We start from the raw sequence: 15,461 nt of genomic DNA, 5'->3' as shown, positions 1-15,461 counted from the left end.
GTGGTCCGTCAGAGCGTGTCGAGGTCGAGCGCCTCGGCCATCACCCGGAACCCGGCGTCGTTCGGGTGCAGGGCGTCGCCCGAGTCGTAGGCGGGGAGCATGCGGTCCCGGTCGGCGGGGTCGGCGAGGGCGCGGTCGAGGTCGACCACTTCGTCGTACTCACCGGACGTACGGATCCACTGGTTGACCGCGTCCCGCTTGGCCTCGTTGACCTCGGTGTAGTACGCGGAGCCCTTGACGGGTGTCAGGGTGGCGCCGACCGCCTTGATGCCCTTGGCGTGTGCCTGGCGGATCAACGTGCGGTGGCCTTCGATCAGCTGCTTCGCCGACACCTCGGGCGTCGGCCCGCCCGGGATCCCCTGCCAGCCGCTGCCACCGATGTCGTTGATGCCTTCCAGCACGATGACCGTGCCGATGCCCGGCTCGCTGAGGACGTCCTTCTTGAAGCGGGCCACGGCCTTCTCGCCGGCCCAGACCGTGTCGTTGGTGACCTGGTTGCCGCCGATCCCGTGGTTGAGGACGCTGCGCGGCTTCCCGGTGGCGGCGAAGCGCTCGGCGAGCTCGTCGGGGTAGCGGTTGTCCGTGTTCGGGTTGGAGCCGACACCATCGGTGATGGAGTCACCGAAGGCCACCACACCGTCGCGGCGCCCGGACCTCTCCCCGCCGCTGACCTCGACACCCGAGAGGTAGTACCAGGAGTCGCTGGTCTCCTTGAACGCCGTACCTTCGCGGTCCGAACGGTGGTCGCCGTCGGCCCGGTAGCTGGTCGCGGACGAGAAATGGTGGAAGGTGGCAGGTCCGGTCGGCCCGGCCAGATACAGCGTGACGGTCACCGACTCCAGCGCCTTGACCTTGAACGGCACCCCGTCGCTGAGCACCTTGCCGCCCACCGGGATGGTCACCGACCGGCCCTTCCCGAAAGACAGCTGCCGGACGGAACCGGCTTGCACCGAAGCGCCCTTGTCCGTACGGGCGACCGTCGCGCCGGTGATCCGCAGCGGGGTGGAGCCATAGCGGTTGGACAGTTCGATACGGGCCTTGGTGCCGCCGGTGCTGACCCGGACCACCTGCCGCACCGTGTGGTTCGCGAAGCCCTGCTCGGACCAGTTCGGCCCGAACGGCGCTGTCGGAGCCTGCGGCGAAGCGGCCCAGCCGCCCTGCCACGCCGTCCCGCCGCGCTGTTCGGCCGCGACGGCGACGGCGGATCCGGTAAACCCCTGCGCGCCGACGACCGGCAGAGCCGCCAGCGCGGCCGCAGAAAGCAGAGCAACACTCGTACGCCGTACAGAACTTGAGGAACTCATCTTGTCCCGCCCCCTGGTTGTCTTCCGAGTTGTCTTCCGATGTCCATGTCGTTGATCACGTGCACGCGACACGGTCAAGCGCGGATCGGCTTCGGCTATTCCCGGGCATCGCTTTCGAACAGCGCGGCAGTCAGGGCCCGGAACACCTCGTCCGGGGTGCGGTCGCCCAGGGCGCGGTCCAGGTTGTGGGTCAGGAGCAGGGTGGCGAAGCCGTGGGCGGCCGACCAGGCGGCGATGCCGGTCAGCTCCGGGTCGGTGGTGCGGTCGCCGGGGAGGCCGGCCACTGCGGCGCGCAGTTGTTCGTACGAGCGTGCCTTCGCGGCCAGGAGGGCCGGGTCGTCAGCGCGGAGCAGGTCCGGCTGGAACATGACCTGGAAGTGCGCCGGGTGGTCGACCGCGAAGCGGACGTAGCGAACGCCCGCCTCGCTCAGGTCTGCCGCGTCGGAGAGCGCTGCCGTCAGCAGGTCGTGGCCCTCGGTGGCGATCGCGGTCAGCAGGCCCGTCCGGTCCTTGAAGTGGTGGGCGGGGGCCGCGTGGGAGACGCCGGCGCGGCGGGCGAGGTCGCGGAGCGACAGGGCTGCCGGACCCTGGGTGCGGATGACGTCGAGGGCCACGGCGAGGACCGCCCGCCGCAGGTCGCCGTGGTGATACGTGTCGCGGCTGCTCATGGCCAGCAGATTACGCCCAATCTAGGCGTTGACAAGTTTGGTGCGGACGAGGAATCTAGTCGGCGTCTAGATCGGTGGGTTGCGGTCGGAGGGGGAGTCATGGCTGAGGAAGTTGTGGAGCTGAGACGTGTGCGGCAGATGTGGCACCTGCTGGAGCCGCTGCACGCCGTCGTCTACTACGCGCCCGAGGTCTTCGGGGAAGCCGGGAAGCTGGGGTACGCGACGGACGTCCGCTGGCCGGGTTACTTCGCCTGGCGCCCCGCGCCGCTGGGGGCCGTGAGCGCCGACGTCGTCGCGGCGGCCTTCTACAGCTTCAGTCCCGCGATGGTCGCGGATTACGTCCCGGCGGGATGGGGCATTGCGGACCCGGCCGAGGTCCTGGCCGCGCGGACGCGCGGCATGGACGGGGCGTACCGCGCTCTCTTCGGCGAGCGCGTCGACGGGCCCGAGATCGCCGAGGCCGCCGCCCTCGCCCGCCGGGCCGCCGAGGCCGCGAACACCGCGGGCCGGCCGCTCGCTGCCGCCAACGCGTCGCTGCCCTGGCCCGACGCCCCGCACCTCGTCCTGTGGCAGGCGGCGACCATCCTGCGCGAGCACCGCGGCGACGGACATGTCGCGGCGCTGCTCACCGCCGGGCTCGACCCGGTCGAGGCTCTCGTCAGCTTCGCGGGCATCGGGGCGGCTTCCGCCGAGACGTTCCGCAGCCGGGGATGGAGCGACGGGGAGTGGGCCGCCGCGCGCGAACGGCTCGTCGAGCGCCGGTTGTTGGACGTGGAGGGTGTGGCCACTGAGGCGGGTCGCGCGCTGCGCGCCGAGGTGGAGCGGGTCACCGACGAACTGGCCGCCGCGCCCTGGCGGGTCCTCGGCTCGGAAGGAACCGCGCGGCTGGCCGAGTTGACCGGTCCCTTGTGGGTGGACGTGCTGGGCTCGGGACTCCTGCCGTCCGAGAACACGTTGGGCATCGGCAAGGTGTAGTGCGCGCCGTGGGACTCTGGGGGGCATGCACACCGACCCGCCAGGACGGACCGCCTTGACAGGTATACGTACGCTCAGGACCGCTCTCCCCGCAGCCGCCCTGGCCGCGGCCCTCGCCGTCACCGGCTGCACGCCGGAGGGGGCGGGCGGCGGAAGCGGCGGCAGTAGCGGAGGGCAGGCCTCGGGGCCGGCCGGGTCCGCGCTCGCCGCCGTCGAGGCACTCACCGTCAAGGGGCGTGCCCCGAGGACCGGTTACGAGCGGGAGGCTTTCGGGAGCGCCTGGGCCGACACCGACGAGAACGGGTGCGGCACCCGCGACGACATACTGAAGCGGGATCTGGCCGACATACGGCTCAGGGGCGGCGGTGGTGGGGGCGGCGGCGGTGCGGGCTGCAAGGTCGCCGCCGGGACGCTCACCGAGGACCCGTACACCGGGCGGCGCGTGGAGTTCGTGCGCGGGCGCAGCAAGGTCGACATCGACCATGTCGTCGCCCTCTCCGACGCCTGGCAGAAGGGCGCCCAAAAGTGGCAGCGCCGCAAGCGGGTGGCCTTCGCCAACGACCCGCTGAACCTGCTGGCCGTCGACTCCTCCGCCAACCGCCGCAAGAGCGACGGCGATACGGCGACCTGGCTGCCCGGGAACAAGGCGTACCGCTGTGTGTACGTGGCCCGTCAGGTGTCCGTGAAGAAGAAGTACGAGCTGTGGGTGACCGGCGCCGAGCGGGACGCGATGAGGCGTGTGCTGTCGCGGTGCCCGGACGAGCGGCTGCCGTCCGGCGGCGGTCCGACCGAGGCGCCGGCCCGTTTCGGGCGGTGAGCGCGAGAAAGGCCTGAACAAAGGCCGGAACACATGAATGTGTCCAGCCCACTCGCGGGGGGTGCGCGAGTGGGCCGGACGGTCTTCGGTGTGGCCGTGATCAGAGCTTCAGGTCCCACTGCGACGCGTCGTGGGAGAAGTCGGGGGAGATCTCGACGACCAGGTTCTCGGCGTCGGCGGGGGTGTCGAAGGCGTACACCACGGTGGCCTTCTTGCCCGGCATGACCGTGCCGGTGAAGACCTCGCCGACCTCTTCGTCGAAGATCTGCTCCGCCTTCACGCCGTCCTTGCCCGCGCGGGCCTCGGCGGTGACGAGGGCGGCGTCGAACTTCTCCTTGCCGGCGTTGTCGATGACGACCGTGACCTTGTAGGCCTTGTTGCCCTTGGTGTGGCCGATCGCGTACTCGCCGGGGGAGTAGGCCTCGGGGGCGGACATGGTGACGGTCAGCTTGTCGTCGTAGACGGCCGAGTCGCCGGCTTCCAGCGTCTCGGCGTCCTTGCTCGTGTCGCTGCCCGCGCTGCCGCCCTTGCCCTGGTTCTTGCCCTTGTCCTTGCCGCTGCCCTTTGCCGAGCCGTCGCCCGGCTCCTTGCTCGCCGACGAGCCGCTGGTCGCCTTGTCGATGTCCTTCACCGCGTCGTCCACGGCCTTGAAGAGGATCACCGCGCCGACCACCGACATGATCAGCGAGATCAGGCCGAGGATGGCGCCCGCCAGGGCGACCCCCTTGTTGGTGGCCCCGCCGCGCTTGGCACGGCCCCGGCCGGCCAGGCCCATGATCAGGGCGATGACGCCGAGGATGCCGGCGAGCCAGAAGAAGAACGGGATCAGACCCGACAGCGCGCCGATGATGCCGAGGATCAGGGCGGCAGTGCCCAGGCCGTTGCGGGCCTGTGCGGCCGGCGTCGGAGCCTGCGGGAACTGAGGCTGCTGCGTGTACTGAGACATGGATGTCCTCCGGACAAGGGTGTGCGGGACTGCCTTGCCGCCCCGTTCTGCTGCGATGGGTCAATCACAGCAGAGCCTGTGAACCGAGTCAACACGATTCACGCGGTGGCTTGGATTCACGCCGTGAAGCGAACCGTCTTGCGTGCATGGGTATGCTCGGTGCACAAGCAGGCGCAGGTGTACGAGGGGAGCCGGCCGGTGCCGGACAACGCAGCAGAAGTGACCGCCGCCGGAATCGCCCGGCTCGCCGGCGTCGGCCGCGCCGCCGTGAGCAACTGGCGCCGTCGCCACCCCGACTTCCCCAAACCCGTGGGCGGCACCGAGACGAGCCCCTCGTTCGCCCTCGCCGAGGTGGAGCAGTGGCTGCGTGACCAGGGGAAAATCGCCGAGGTGCCCCTGCGTGAGCGTGTCTGGCAGCAGCTCGCCGGCCACCCGGCGGGCGCCGTCCCGGCCCTGATCCACGCGGGCTGCGTGCTCCTGCTCGTACGCGACAGGCCGACCGCCTGGCTCCAGCTCTCCGCCGTCTCCGACGAGAAGCTCGCGTTCCTGCTGCCGGCCGCCCTGGAGGAGATCCTCGCCCCCCGCTTCGGCCCGCACCGCGCAGTTCACACCCCGGGCCAGCCCGAGCTGACCCCGTCCGTCCCCCTGCTGCGCGCGACCGCCGAGCTCGCCGGCGAGCTCGGCGCCCGCCAGACGTACGAGTTCCTGCTAGGCCGCCACCTCGACGCCAACCCGCGCCAGTACACACTCACCCCGCCGGGCCCGGCCGCCCTGATGGCCGCCCTCACGGGCAGCCCCCGCACCGTCCTCGACCCGGCCTGCGGCACCGGGACCCTGCTGCGCGCCGTCGCCAGTGCCGCCGGGACCACATCCGCCGATGACCGGTCCGCCGGCACCCAGGAAGCGCGGGCCGTCCACGGCCAGGAAACCGACCCGGACCTGGCTGCCCTCGCCGCCCTGCGCCTCGCCCTCCAGACCGAGACCGGCACCACCGAAGTGCGCGTCGCCGCCGCCGACGCCCTGCGCGCCGACGCCTTCCCGCACCTGGCCGCCGACGCCGTGCTCTGCCACCCGCCGTTCAACGAACGCAACTGGGGCCACGACGAGCTGGCGTACGACGCCCGCTGGGAGTACGGCTTCCCGGCCCGTACGGAGTCCGAACTCGCCTGGGTCCAGCACGCACTCGCCCGGCTGCGCGACGGCGGCACCGCCGTCCTCCTGATGCCCCCTGCCGCCGCATCCCGCCGCTCCGGCCGCCGCATCCGCGCCGACCTGCTGCGCCGTGGCGCCCTGCGCGCCGTCGTCTCGCTCCCCGCCGGCGCCGCACCTCCGTACGGCATCCCTCTCCACCTGTGGGTGCTGCGCAAGCCCGCGTCCGGCGGGCGGCCCTCCCACGAACTGCTGCTCGTCGACACCGCCGACCTCTCCGCCGCGGGCCGCGACAAGCTCGACTGGCAGGCCCTGCACTCCACCGTCCTCGACACCTGGCAGGCCTTCGACCGCCACGGCACCGTCGAGGAACGCCCGGGGGTCAGCCGCTCGGTGTCCGTCATCGAACTGCTCGACGACGACGTGGACCTCGCTCCCGCCCGCCACCTGCCGCCCCCGGCCGCGGGCGGAGGCGCCGCCGAACTCGCGCGCGTACGGGAGCGGCTGGCCGAGACACTGCGGCAGACCACCGAACTCACGCCCCCCGCCGGGGAGCCCGCGCAGCCCCCACGCTGGCCCACCACGACCGTCGGCGAACTCGCCAGGGCGGGCGCCCTCGTGCTGCGCGCGGGCGGTGCCGGAGCCGGCTCCGGCGAACGGGTCCTCACCGAGCAGGACGTGCTCGCCGGAACCGCGCCCTCAGGCACCCTTCCCGAAGGCCCGGCGGAAGACCCCGTTCTCGTAGAGGCGGGCGACGTGGTCGTGCCCGTGCTCGGCGGCGGCACGGTGGCCCGCGTCGTCGACGAGGCCACCGCGGGCGCCGCCCTCGGCCGCAGCCTCCAACTGCTGCGCCCCGACCCGGCGGCCCTCGACCCCTGGTTCCTCGCCGGATTCCTGCGCGGCACCGCGAACAACCGCCAGGCCAGCAGCTACGCCTCCACCTCGACCCGGCTCGATGTACGCCGCCTCCAACTGCCCCGGCTGCCGCTCGCCGACCAGCGGCAGTACGGCGAACGCTTCCGCGCGCTGGCGGAGTTCGAGGAAGCGCTGCGGCGGGCGGGACGGCTCGGCGAACAACTCGTGCAGGGCCTGTACGACGGCCTGACGGACGGAACCGTACGACCGGAGTGAGCCCGCAGTGAGCCGCGCCACATCGGATCCGTACAACCCGTGGGCTGTTGTCGGTGTCGGTGTATACGCTCAAAGCGCTTACCGCACCGAGTGTCTGTCCCCGCGTACGTCTCACCAGGTCTTCAGGAGCAGCCATGCACGGCTCCGGCACCACGCCGCCAGTCCGCAGTGACGGCGTCGTCATCACCATGCGTGTGCTGTTCCCCATCTGTGCCGTCTTCAGCTGCGGCATCCTGTCCTGCGTTCCGCTGTTCCGTATCGCGATCCTGCGCGGGCGCTGGTTCGACTGGGTGGCCGCCTGGGCGAGCATCCCGGTGGCGATCGCGGCCTTCGCGGTCGTCGGTTCGCTGCCCGAAGGCGACGTGCGGACCGACATAGCCCTGTCGTGCATCCTGCTCCTCGGGGCCGTGACCGCCGGTTACTTCCTGACCTTCGACATCCGGCACTACGCGCGGCTCGCGGCCACCGGCGGCCCGCACACCGCCACCACCCCACGCGTGCCCTACGGCCCGTACGTCCCGCAGCCGCAGCAGGCGCCGCGGCCCCCGTACGTTCAGCCGGCCCCCCAGCCGCAGTACGGCTACCCGAACCCGTACGCGAGCACTCCGGCGGCCAACCCGGCCCCGTTCCCACAGCAACAACAGCAACAGCAACAGCCGCAGCAGCAACCACAACAACCGCCCCAGCAGCAGCCGCACCCCCACGAGCACCCGCACCAACAACACCCCCACCGCATGGACCAGGTCCGTGCCGAGCTCGACGAGCTCAGCGATCTCCTGCGCAAGGACCAGCGGGATCAGCGGGACCAGCGGGGTGACCGGGACCGGTGAACGGACGGATCATCGCGGGCCGTTACGAGCTGTCCACCGTCATCGGCCAGGGCGGCATGGGCCAGGTCTGGACGGCGTACGACCAGCGCCTCGACCGCCGCGTCGCCGTGAAGCTGCTGCGCCCCGACCGGATGGCCGCCGCCACCGCCGCCGACGAGATGCGCCGCCGCTTCGTACGCGAGTGCCGCGTCACCGCCCAGGTCGACCACCCGGGTCTCGTCACCGTCCACGACGCGGGCAGCGAGGACGACGACCTCTACCTCGTCATGCAGTACGTCAAGGGCGCCGACCTCGCCGACCACCTCGCCGAGCACGACCCGTACCCCTGGCCGTGGGCCGTCGCGGTCGCCGCCCAGCTCTGCGCCGTGCTGTCCGCCGTGCACGCCGTGCCGATCGTCCACCGCGACCTCAAGCCGCGCAACGTCATGATCAAGCCCGAAGGCACGGTCACCGTCCTCGACCTCGGCGTCGCCTCCGTACTCGACACCGACACCACCCGCCTCACCCACACCGGCTCACCCATCGGCAGCCCCGCCTACATGGCGCCCGAGCAGGCGATGGGCGGCGCGGTCGGCCCGTACACCGACCTCTACGCACTCGGTGTCCTCCTGCACGAACTGCTCAGCGGCAACGTCCCGTTCGTCGGATCGACCGTCCTCGGCGTCCTCCACCGTCACCTGTACGAGCCGCCGCTCCCCGTCCGCCAGCTCCGCCAGGACATCCCCGAGCCGCTCGAAGCGCTGGTCCTGCGGCTGCTCGCCAAGGACCCGCAGCACCGCCCGTCGTCCGCCCAGGAGGTCTACGAGGCCCTGGTCCCGCTGCTGCCGGCGCACGGCGGCGTACCGTCGGGCCCGCTCGATCCGACCCGCCCGTTCCTGCGCCCGCACGCCCCCTGGCCGGACCGCGCCACCACCCCGCCCGTCGCGCAGCCCACACCCGCGCAGGCGCAGCCGGATGTCGCGGGCGCCGTCGACGAGGTCAAGCAACTCCTCGGCGAGGGGCGCATCACCCAGGCCGTCGACATCCTCGGCGGCATCCTCCCGGCGGCCGCCGCCCAGCACGGCGAGCGCTCCCCGGTCGTCCGCATTCTGCGCAAGCAGTACGCCGCGACGCTGCTGGACGACGGGCAGTACCGCCGCGCCCTCCCCGAGCTCCGCCGCCTCGCCGACGACCGCGCCGCCGAGTCCGGCCTGGCCGACCCACAGGCGCTCCAGTTCCGGTACGACGCGGCGCAGTGCCTGGAGCAGCTCGGCGAACCGGCCGCCGCACTCGCCGAGTACCGCGGCCTGCTCCCGTACTACGAGAACCAGTACGGCACCGGCGTGGCCACCGCGACCGACGCCACCGCCCGCGCCTTCGACATCCGCCACCGCATAGCGAACCTGCTGCTCGCGATGGGCGACCACGCCGCCGCGCACGCCCAGTTGCAGGGCCTGCTGTACGACGCCGAGCGCACGTACGGCCCGTACCACCCGCTGCCGGCCGAGCTGCGCCGCGCCCTCGACCGGCATCAGCGGATGCGGGACGTCTGAGACCCCCCGAGCCGGGCGGGACGCCGCGGTCGCGTCAGCGTGCTCGCAGGAAGGCGGACGTGGCGACCCGGCCCGCCATCGTGAGCCGGCTGTCGCCGCCCGCCAGGTGTTTGTCCAGGGCTTCCTTGACGCCGGGCCAGCGCGCGTCGCCGTAGTCGTCGAGGACGACGACCGCGTCCGGCGCGGCGATCTGTTCCACCCACTCCAGATCGGCGAGGACGCCCTCGAAGGAGTGGTCGCCGTCGACGACGATCACGCCGTACTTCCGGTCGGACACCTCCGCCCGCACCCGCGGGTCCCCCGAGAAGCCCTGGCGGATGCGCGCGCCGGTGCCCGGACGACCGCCGCCGAGTGCCAGGTTGGCCCGTACGACGTCCTCCCGCACGGGCGTCCCCGTCGGCTCCTCGTAGTCGGTGGTGCCCGGCTGGAGCTGCGAGCCCGCCAGCGGGTCGACGACCGTCAGCGTCGCCTCGATGCCCGTCCGGTGCAGCATCCGCATCAGGGCCGCCGCGAACAGGCCGTGCAGGGTGCCGATTTCGAGCACTTCCAGTACGTGGCGGTCCTTGCCCTCCGGCCGCGCGAGCAGCGGGATGGTCGCGAGCTTGCCGCACACATTGGACGTACCGCCCGCCATCCGGCCGACGCCCAGCGCTTCCAGTGCCACCACGTTGCGGTAGGCGACTGTCACATTGCGGCGGGCCCGCTCGCCCGCGTCCGTCGCGGCGTCGACCTCACGTACGAGGGTGTCGATCTGGTCGGGCGTCGGCATGCGGTGCTGGCCGCGACCGGTGCGGTCGAGCAGCATGCTGACGCCGTGCTGTTTGCGCCGGAGTTCGGTGACTTCGCGGCGGAGCCCCGCGGTGTGACGTGAGATGCGCTGGTCGACGAGCGCGGCGACGGGGCGCAGGGCCCACTTCGTCAGCCGGTTGCTCAGCAGAGATGGCATGCGGATTCGCCTCTGGCCTCGGTCCTGTGGGTGGGGGGCAGGCGGCCGACCGTACGCCGCGGCTCATGCCGTGCGGGCCACGAGCCGATGGTCCTCGGGTGAAGTCTTCGTGTGGCTCCTGCGACGCCGGGCCCGGGCGCGGGGCAGCACGCCCACCGCGATGAGCACGAGCAGCGACAGTCCGCCCGCGAGCCCGCCGATGCGCAGCCCGGGCGGGGTGAAGTCGCAGGTCACAGCTGATGTGCGGCCGTCCAGGGGGACGGCGACCAGCCCCAGGTAGGAGTCGGCGGGGCGGGCCTTCGCGCCGTCCTTGCGGCAGCTCCAGCCGGTGATGCGCGGCATGGCGAAGACGGCCGTTCCCCTCGCGCCGGGCGGCAGCGCGGCCTGTACGCCGTTGTCGGTGACGCGTACCGAGGTCGCGCCGCCCGAGCGGAGGCCGTCCACCGCGTCGGCCAGCCGGTCCCGGTCCAGGCACCCGGCGCTCCCGGGCGGAAGCTTGCCGGCCCCCGCGCCCTTCAGCGTGATCACGACGCGGCCGTCGTCCCCGGCGGTCCCGAGCGGCTGCATCGCGGCCCGCCGCGCGGGGACGCTGCCGCGCAGCTCGGCCGGCGTACCGCCGCGTCCGAGTCGCGCCGTACCGGAGAAGCCGGGAGCCCACAGGAAGACCTCGCTGCGGGCGGGGCAGGCGGCGGTCAGAGTGCCGCCGCGCAGTGCGGTGCGCGGGAGTGTGTAGACGCGGGAGCCGAGGAGCTTCTCCTGGTTGCGGAACGGGGAGGCGGCGAAGCGCGGCTCAGGGCCGGGCGGGCGCACGGTGACCAGTTGCGGCGCCGCGGCGCGGGTGACCGTCACCTTGCGGTCGTCGGGCCTTGACCAGCGCTGATGCGGGTCGTGCGGCATGTGCACGCGCGCGCCGACGGAGAAGAGGGCGTCGGTCACCGGGTTGTCGAGGCTCTGGACGGCACGGCCGTTGGACGTCCAGCCGGCGCCGAGGGCGGCGAGTGTGCGGGTGAGGACGTCGGGGGTGTGGCTGCTGTAGTACGCCGCGCCCTGGCCGCCCACGGTCAAGGGGTCGTTGGCGGTGGTCTGTTCACGGCCCGGCTCGGTGCGGTAGGCGGGCCATCCGTCCGCGTCCGCGACCGCGTCCGCCTGGGCCTGCTGCCGGTCGCCCCACGGCGCGTAGTCGTCGAGCTTCGCGAGACGCCGGCGGTCGGCGTACGCGGTGGTGAGGGCGGCCTGCGCGACCTGCGCACCGACCAGCAGCAACGCGGCGGCTACGGCGAGTGTCTTGCGGCGGCGGCGGCGTGCGGTGGCGGGGCTGTGCCCGGCGGGGCGTTCCCCCACCCGCCCCTTCCCGAAACAGGGGCTCGGCCCCGGCCCCCGGCCCCCAAACGCCGGACGGGCTGCGGGCGTGTCCCCAAACGCCGGACCGGCTGGGGGCGTGTTATCAAACGCCGGACTTGCTGGATGTGCCCGCCGCGCCAGCACCACCGCCCCCACCGTCGCCGCCACCCCCGCCACGACCAGCGGGTACGTCCACGACGTGATCCGGGAGCTCGTCGCCGAGCCCACGGCCAGGAGCGCCACCACGCCCGTCCCGCCGAGCAGCGCGCGCCGCCCCGGCCAGCCGTACGAGAGCGACACCCAGGCCGCTATCACCAGCACCCCGGCCAGCACGAACGTCTGCCGGTACGGGCTGCCGTTCGGCGTGGCGAAGACGTGCCACAACAGGTGCGTCGGCCCCCACTGCATCGACACGGCCGCCGCGACCACGAGCAGCGTCCACGCCCGTCTCTCGCGCCGGGGCACCGCCCGGTTGAAGAGCAGCGTGCCGGCGAGCACCAGCCCGCCGGTGCCGAGGAAACCGGCGGGCGTGTAGAAGCTGTACGTCGCGGGCAGCGCCCGCGCGAACACATCCGTCCAGTCCGACGGCGTGAACTCCCGCGCCCAGCCCGGGTACGCCTGCTTCGACCCGAGGAAGACGACCGCCAGCACCGGCGCCGCCAGGCCGATTCCGAGCAACGTGGTGCAGGCGGCACGCAGTAGTACGCCCAGCTGCTCCCGTACCGGCGCGGAGCCGTCGGCGGTCAGCACCCGCATCAGCAGGACGAGCCCGGCCCCCAGCGTCGCCATGTACGCCGTGTAGAAGTTCGCGGTCCACGCCAGAGCCACGATCACCGGACCCAGGAGGCGATGACGGCCCGTACGCGCCCACTCGCCCACCAGGCACAGCAGCGGGAACGCGATCAGGCCGTCCATCCACATCGGGTTGTACACGGCCTCGGTGACCGCCCACCCGCACAGCGCGTACGACGACCCGAGCACCCCCGCGGCCCACCACGGGCCCGCGCCCCCGCGCAGAGCGAGCAGCAGCACGGTCATGGCAGCCGCCGCGGCGGCCATCTTCAGCACGGTGATCACGTACACGGCGAGGTCGATCTCGTCACGCGGGAAGAGACCGACGAGCAGCGCGAAGGGACTGCTGACGTACGTACCGATGTCGGGCAGGAAGCTCGTGCCGTACCCGGACTGCCAGTTGACCAGCGCACCGCCGTCCGCGCGCCCGTGCAGCAGGTCCCACAGACGGGCGTGGTACGGCACGAACTGGTTGCCCAGGTCGTTGACGGCGCGCGTGTCCGGCCCGAAGGGGAAGGAGCGGGCGATCGCGTCACCGGCGCACACCGAGATCACCGTGATCAACGCGGACAGCGCCGCCGCACGGCCTCTGGCCGCTTCCGTAATCGACATGTTGATCCTTCTACTGGGCCCGATACCGAATAAGCCAGCATGTGACGGAAAAAGAGACGTCAATGACACTGCGGCTGCCTAAAAACGCACAAAGCGCGGCGAGTTCACTTGCTGGTCGCCGACACGTCATGTGGAGAGCCGGACTCCGCCATATCCGGCGGCTGTTCTTCGCTGAGCTGACTGCCTGGAGGAGAGAGCCGTGCTCATCTCGATCGTCGTCCCGTGCTTCAACGAAGAGGAGATCATCCGTCGTTTCCACGAGCACGTGACGGAAGAACTCGGCAGCCTCGGCCACCCCGTCGAGCTCGTATATGTCGACGACGGAAGCAAGGACCGTACGCTGGCCATCCTCCAGGAGATCGCGGAATCCGATCCCCGCACGCGCTATGTCTCCTTCAGTCGTAACTTCGGCAAGGAAGCGGCGATGCTGGCCGGTCTGCGCAACGCCTCGGGGGAAGCCGTCGTCATCATGGACGCCGACCTCCAGCACCCGCCGGAGCTGGTCCGCCGCATGGTGGTGCTGCACGAGCAGGGCTTCGACCAGGTCGTCGCCCGGCGCACCCGGAAGGGCGACAGGGTCACGCGTACGCTTACCGCTCGTGCGTACTACCGGCTCATCAACCGCCTGGTCGACGTCGAACTCGTCGACGGTGTCGGCGACTTCCGCATGCTGTCGCGCCGCAGCGTCGACGCCGTACTCGAACTCACCGAGTACAACCGTTTCTCCAAAGGCCTTTTCGCCTGGGTCGGATTCAGCACCGTCACCTTCGAGTACGAGAACGCGGTACGCGAAGAAGGCCGCTCGAAATGGACCTTCTCGAAGCTGCTCAACTACGGACTCGACGGTCTCATCTCCTTCAATGACAAGCCACTGCGGGCCGCGCTCTATCTCGGCCTGCTGCTGGTCACCGTCGCCATGGCGTATTCGACGTGGATTGTCGGTGTCGCCCTCGTGAACGGGGTGGAAACCCCCGGCTTCGTGACGCTGCTCGTCGCCGTCACCGCGCTCGCCGGAGTGCAGATGCTGATGATCGGTGTCGTCGGCGAATACGTCGGCCGTATCTATTACGAGGTGAAACGCCGCCCGCACTTCCTGGTGAAGGCGACGAATGTGGAAACAGCGACGGCTGTCACGCCCGCTCGCCGGGAAGGCCGGGGAAGCCAGGAGAGCGGAGAGAGTCGGGAGAACCGGGAGAGCCGGGAGAGCCGGGAGCTCGTACGCCGATGATCCGTCGCCAGCTGGTCAGGTTCGCCGTGGTGGGCGTGGTGAACACCGGGACGTACTACGCCTGCTACCTGCTGCTTCTGCCCTGGCTGCCGTACGTCGCCGCGCACGTCCTGGCCTTCGCCGTCAGCATGACCGGCTCCTTCTTCCTCAACTGCCGCTTCACCTACAACACGCGTCCCACCTGGCGTAAGTTCCTGCTCTTCCCGCTCACCAACGCCGCCAACTTCGTGATCACGACAAGCGGCGTCTATCTCCTCGTGGACATCCTGCGCCTCAACAGCACGTACGCCCCGCTGATCGCCGCGGCCGCCGCGATTCCGGTCACTTTCGTGGTCTCCCGCATGATCATGCTCGGCGGCCCCTCCGGCGGCCCCTCCCCGGACAGCGCATCCTCGAACACGAACGAATCGTTGGGCGAATCAGTGGCCCGGACCACTCCGACTGCCTAACATCGATCACCGCAAGGTCGTTCGTCGCACTTTCGTTGCTATGCCGCACGATCACCGCCGGGAGGCACCCTTTGCACCGCCGCCGTCGCACCGCGCTCTCCGTATCCGCCGCGCTCCTGGTCGCGGCGCCGTTCCTCTCCGCGTGCGGCAACGAGGCGCATCCGGGAGCCGCGGCCGTCGTGGGTGGCGGCCGTATCGAGGTCGCCGCACTCCAGACGCAGGTCAAGGACGTACGCCAGGCCCAGCAGGCATCGCCGCAGTCCGCCCAGCTCATCGGCTCGACCGGGCAGCTCGGGCGGGCCAAGCTCTACGACCTCATCGTGGACAAGATCGTGCAGCGGGCGGCGGACGACGCCGGTGCGACCGTGAGCCGCAAGGAGGTCCAGCGGGCGCGAGGGGAAGCGGTCGAGCAGGCCGGCGGCGAGGAGCAGCTCGCCGCGATGTACCTCCAGCAGCGCGGCGTCGCCCCGGACCAGATCGACGAGGCCCTGCGCAGGGACGTGCTGGTCGGCAAGCTGGCGGCGAAGATCGGCGCGACGAACACGCCGGAGGGCCAGCAGAAGGTGAACGAGGCGTTTGTCGCCGCGTCGAAGGCGCTCGACATCGACGTCAACCCGCGCTACGGCACGTGGGACGACGAGAAGATGCAGCTGGGCGACTACAAGGCCCCGTGGATCACCCAGGTGACGAAGGAAGCGGCGGCACCGGAAGCGGGCGCGTAGCGGCGGGGCGTGGGGGCCA

General features: G+C 71.6%; 13 protein-coding genes. 8 read left to right on the top strand and 5 right to left on the bottom strand.

The window, feature by feature from the left end; genetic code table 11:
• Positions 1 to 8: 8 nt before the first annotated feature.
• The gene (locus J7E91_RS10685) at positions 9 to 1,304 is read right to left on the bottom strand and encodes an SGNH/GDSL hydrolase family protein (RefSeq protein WP_214901247.1); all 1,296 of its coding nucleotides are present in this window, start codon (positions 1,302 to 1,304) and stop codon (positions 9 to 11) included.
• 95 nt (positions 1,305 to 1,399) lie between these two features.
• Complete coding sequence (locus J7E91_RS10680; protein ID WP_214901245.1) at positions 1,400 to 1,972, bottom strand: TetR/AcrR family transcriptional regulator; 573 nt, start codon at positions 1,970 to 1,972, stop codon at positions 1,400 to 1,402.
• A 99-nt stretch (positions 1,973 to 2,071) separates the two neighbouring features.
• Between J7E91_RS10680 and J7E91_RS10675 the strand changes: the two genes are divergently transcribed.
• Both J7E91_RS10675 and J7E91_RS10670 read left to right on the top strand, forming a co-directional pair.
• Positions 2,072 to 2,947 carry a hypothetical protein gene (locus J7E91_RS10675; RefSeq protein WP_214901238.1) on the top strand — a complete coding sequence of 292 codons (876 nt, stop codon included), beginning with the start codon at positions 2,072 to 2,074 and terminating at the stop codon, positions 2,945 to 2,947.
• Between the two features lie 64 nt (positions 2,948 to 3,011).
• Positions 3,012 to 3,764 carry an HNH endonuclease family protein gene (locus J7E91_RS10670; protein ID WP_308376349.1) on the top strand — a complete coding sequence of 251 codons (753 nt, stop codon included), beginning with the start codon at positions 3,012 to 3,014 and terminating at the stop codon, positions 3,762 to 3,764.
• A 100-nt stretch (positions 3,765 to 3,864) separates the two neighbouring features.
• Here the strand turns inward: J7E91_RS10670 and J7E91_RS10665 are convergent, their stop codons facing one another.
• Positions 3,865 to 4,710 (bottom strand): DUF4190 domain-containing protein, encoded by an 846-nt coding sequence (locus tag J7E91_RS10665; RefSeq protein ID WP_214901234.1) that lies wholly within the window; start codon positions 4,708 to 4,710, stop codon positions 3,865 to 3,867.
• A gap of 198 nt (positions 4,711 to 4,908) precedes the next feature.
• Between J7E91_RS10665 and J7E91_RS10660 the strand changes: the two genes are divergently transcribed.
• The 3 genes from J7E91_RS10660 to J7E91_RS10650 all read left to right on the top strand — a co-directional run bounded on the left by J7E91_RS10660 (position 4,909) and on the right by J7E91_RS10650 (position 9,352).
• The gene (locus J7E91_RS10660; protein ID WP_214901431.1) at positions 4,909 to 6,990 is read left to right on the top strand and encodes an N-6 DNA methylase; all 2,082 of its coding nucleotides are present in this window, start codon (positions 4,909 to 4,911) and stop codon (positions 6,988 to 6,990) included.
• Positions 6,991 to 7,124: 134 nt separating this feature from the next.
• Positions 7,125 to 7,820, top strand: coding sequence for a hypothetical protein (locus tag J7E91_RS10655; protein ID WP_214901232.1), 696 nt, complete (start codon positions 7,125 to 7,127; stop codon positions 7,818 to 7,820).
• Positions 7,817 to 9,352 carry a serine/threonine-protein kinase gene (locus J7E91_RS10650; RefSeq protein ID WP_214901230.1) on the top strand — a complete coding sequence of 512 codons (1,536 nt, stop codon included), beginning with the start codon at positions 7,817 to 7,819 and terminating at the stop codon, positions 9,350 to 9,352. The genes J7E91_RS10655 and J7E91_RS10650 overlap by 4 nt, the downstream gene beginning before the upstream one ends.
• Positions 9,353 to 9,386: 34 nt before the next feature.
• Here the strand turns inward: J7E91_RS10650 and J7E91_RS10645 are convergent, their stop codons facing one another.
• Positions 9,387 to 10,298 carry a class I SAM-dependent methyltransferase gene (locus tag J7E91_RS10645; protein WP_214901228.1) on the bottom strand — a complete coding sequence of 304 codons (912 nt, stop codon included), beginning with the start codon at positions 10,296 to 10,298 and terminating at the stop codon, positions 9,387 to 9,389.
• A gap of 63 nt (positions 10,299 to 10,361) precedes the next feature.
• Positions 10,362 to 13,043, bottom strand: coding sequence for a YfhO family protein (locus J7E91_RS10640; RefSeq protein WP_214901226.1), 2,682 nt, complete (start codon positions 13,041 to 13,043; stop codon positions 10,362 to 10,364).
• Between the two features lie 199 nt (positions 13,044 to 13,242).
• Here J7E91_RS10640 and J7E91_RS10635 point away from each other — a divergent pair, with 199 nt between their 5' ends.
• The 3 genes from J7E91_RS10635 to J7E91_RS10625 all read left to right on the top strand — a co-directional run bounded on the left by J7E91_RS10635 (position 13,243) and on the right by J7E91_RS10625 (position 15,442).
• Positions 13,243 to 14,271, top strand: coding sequence for a glycosyltransferase family 2 protein (locus J7E91_RS10635; RefSeq protein ID WP_214901224.1), 1,029 nt, complete (start codon positions 13,243 to 13,245; stop codon positions 14,269 to 14,271).
• Positions 14,268 to 14,720 (top strand): GtrA family protein, encoded by a 453-nt coding sequence (locus tag J7E91_RS10630; RefSeq protein ID WP_214901222.1) that lies wholly within the window; start codon positions 14,268 to 14,270, stop codon positions 14,718 to 14,720. The genes J7E91_RS10635 and J7E91_RS10630 overlap by 4 nt, the downstream gene beginning before the upstream one ends.
• Positions 14,721 to 14,791: 71 nt before the next feature.
• On the top strand, positions 14,792 to 15,442 hold the full coding sequence (locus J7E91_RS10625) for a SurA N-terminal domain-containing protein (RefSeq protein ID WP_214901220.1): 651 nt from the start codon (positions 14,792 to 14,794) through the stop codon (positions 15,440 to 15,442).
• Positions 15,443 to 15,461: the final 19 nt, after the last annotated feature.

It is taken from the genome of Streptomyces sp. ISL-99 (genome assembly GCF_018614005.1).
Taxonomy (GTDB): domain Bacteria; phylum Actinomycetota; class Actinomycetes; order Streptomycetales; family Streptomycetaceae; genus Streptomyces; species Streptomyces flavidovirens.
This window is presented reverse-complemented; position numbering and strand designations above follow the sequence as displayed.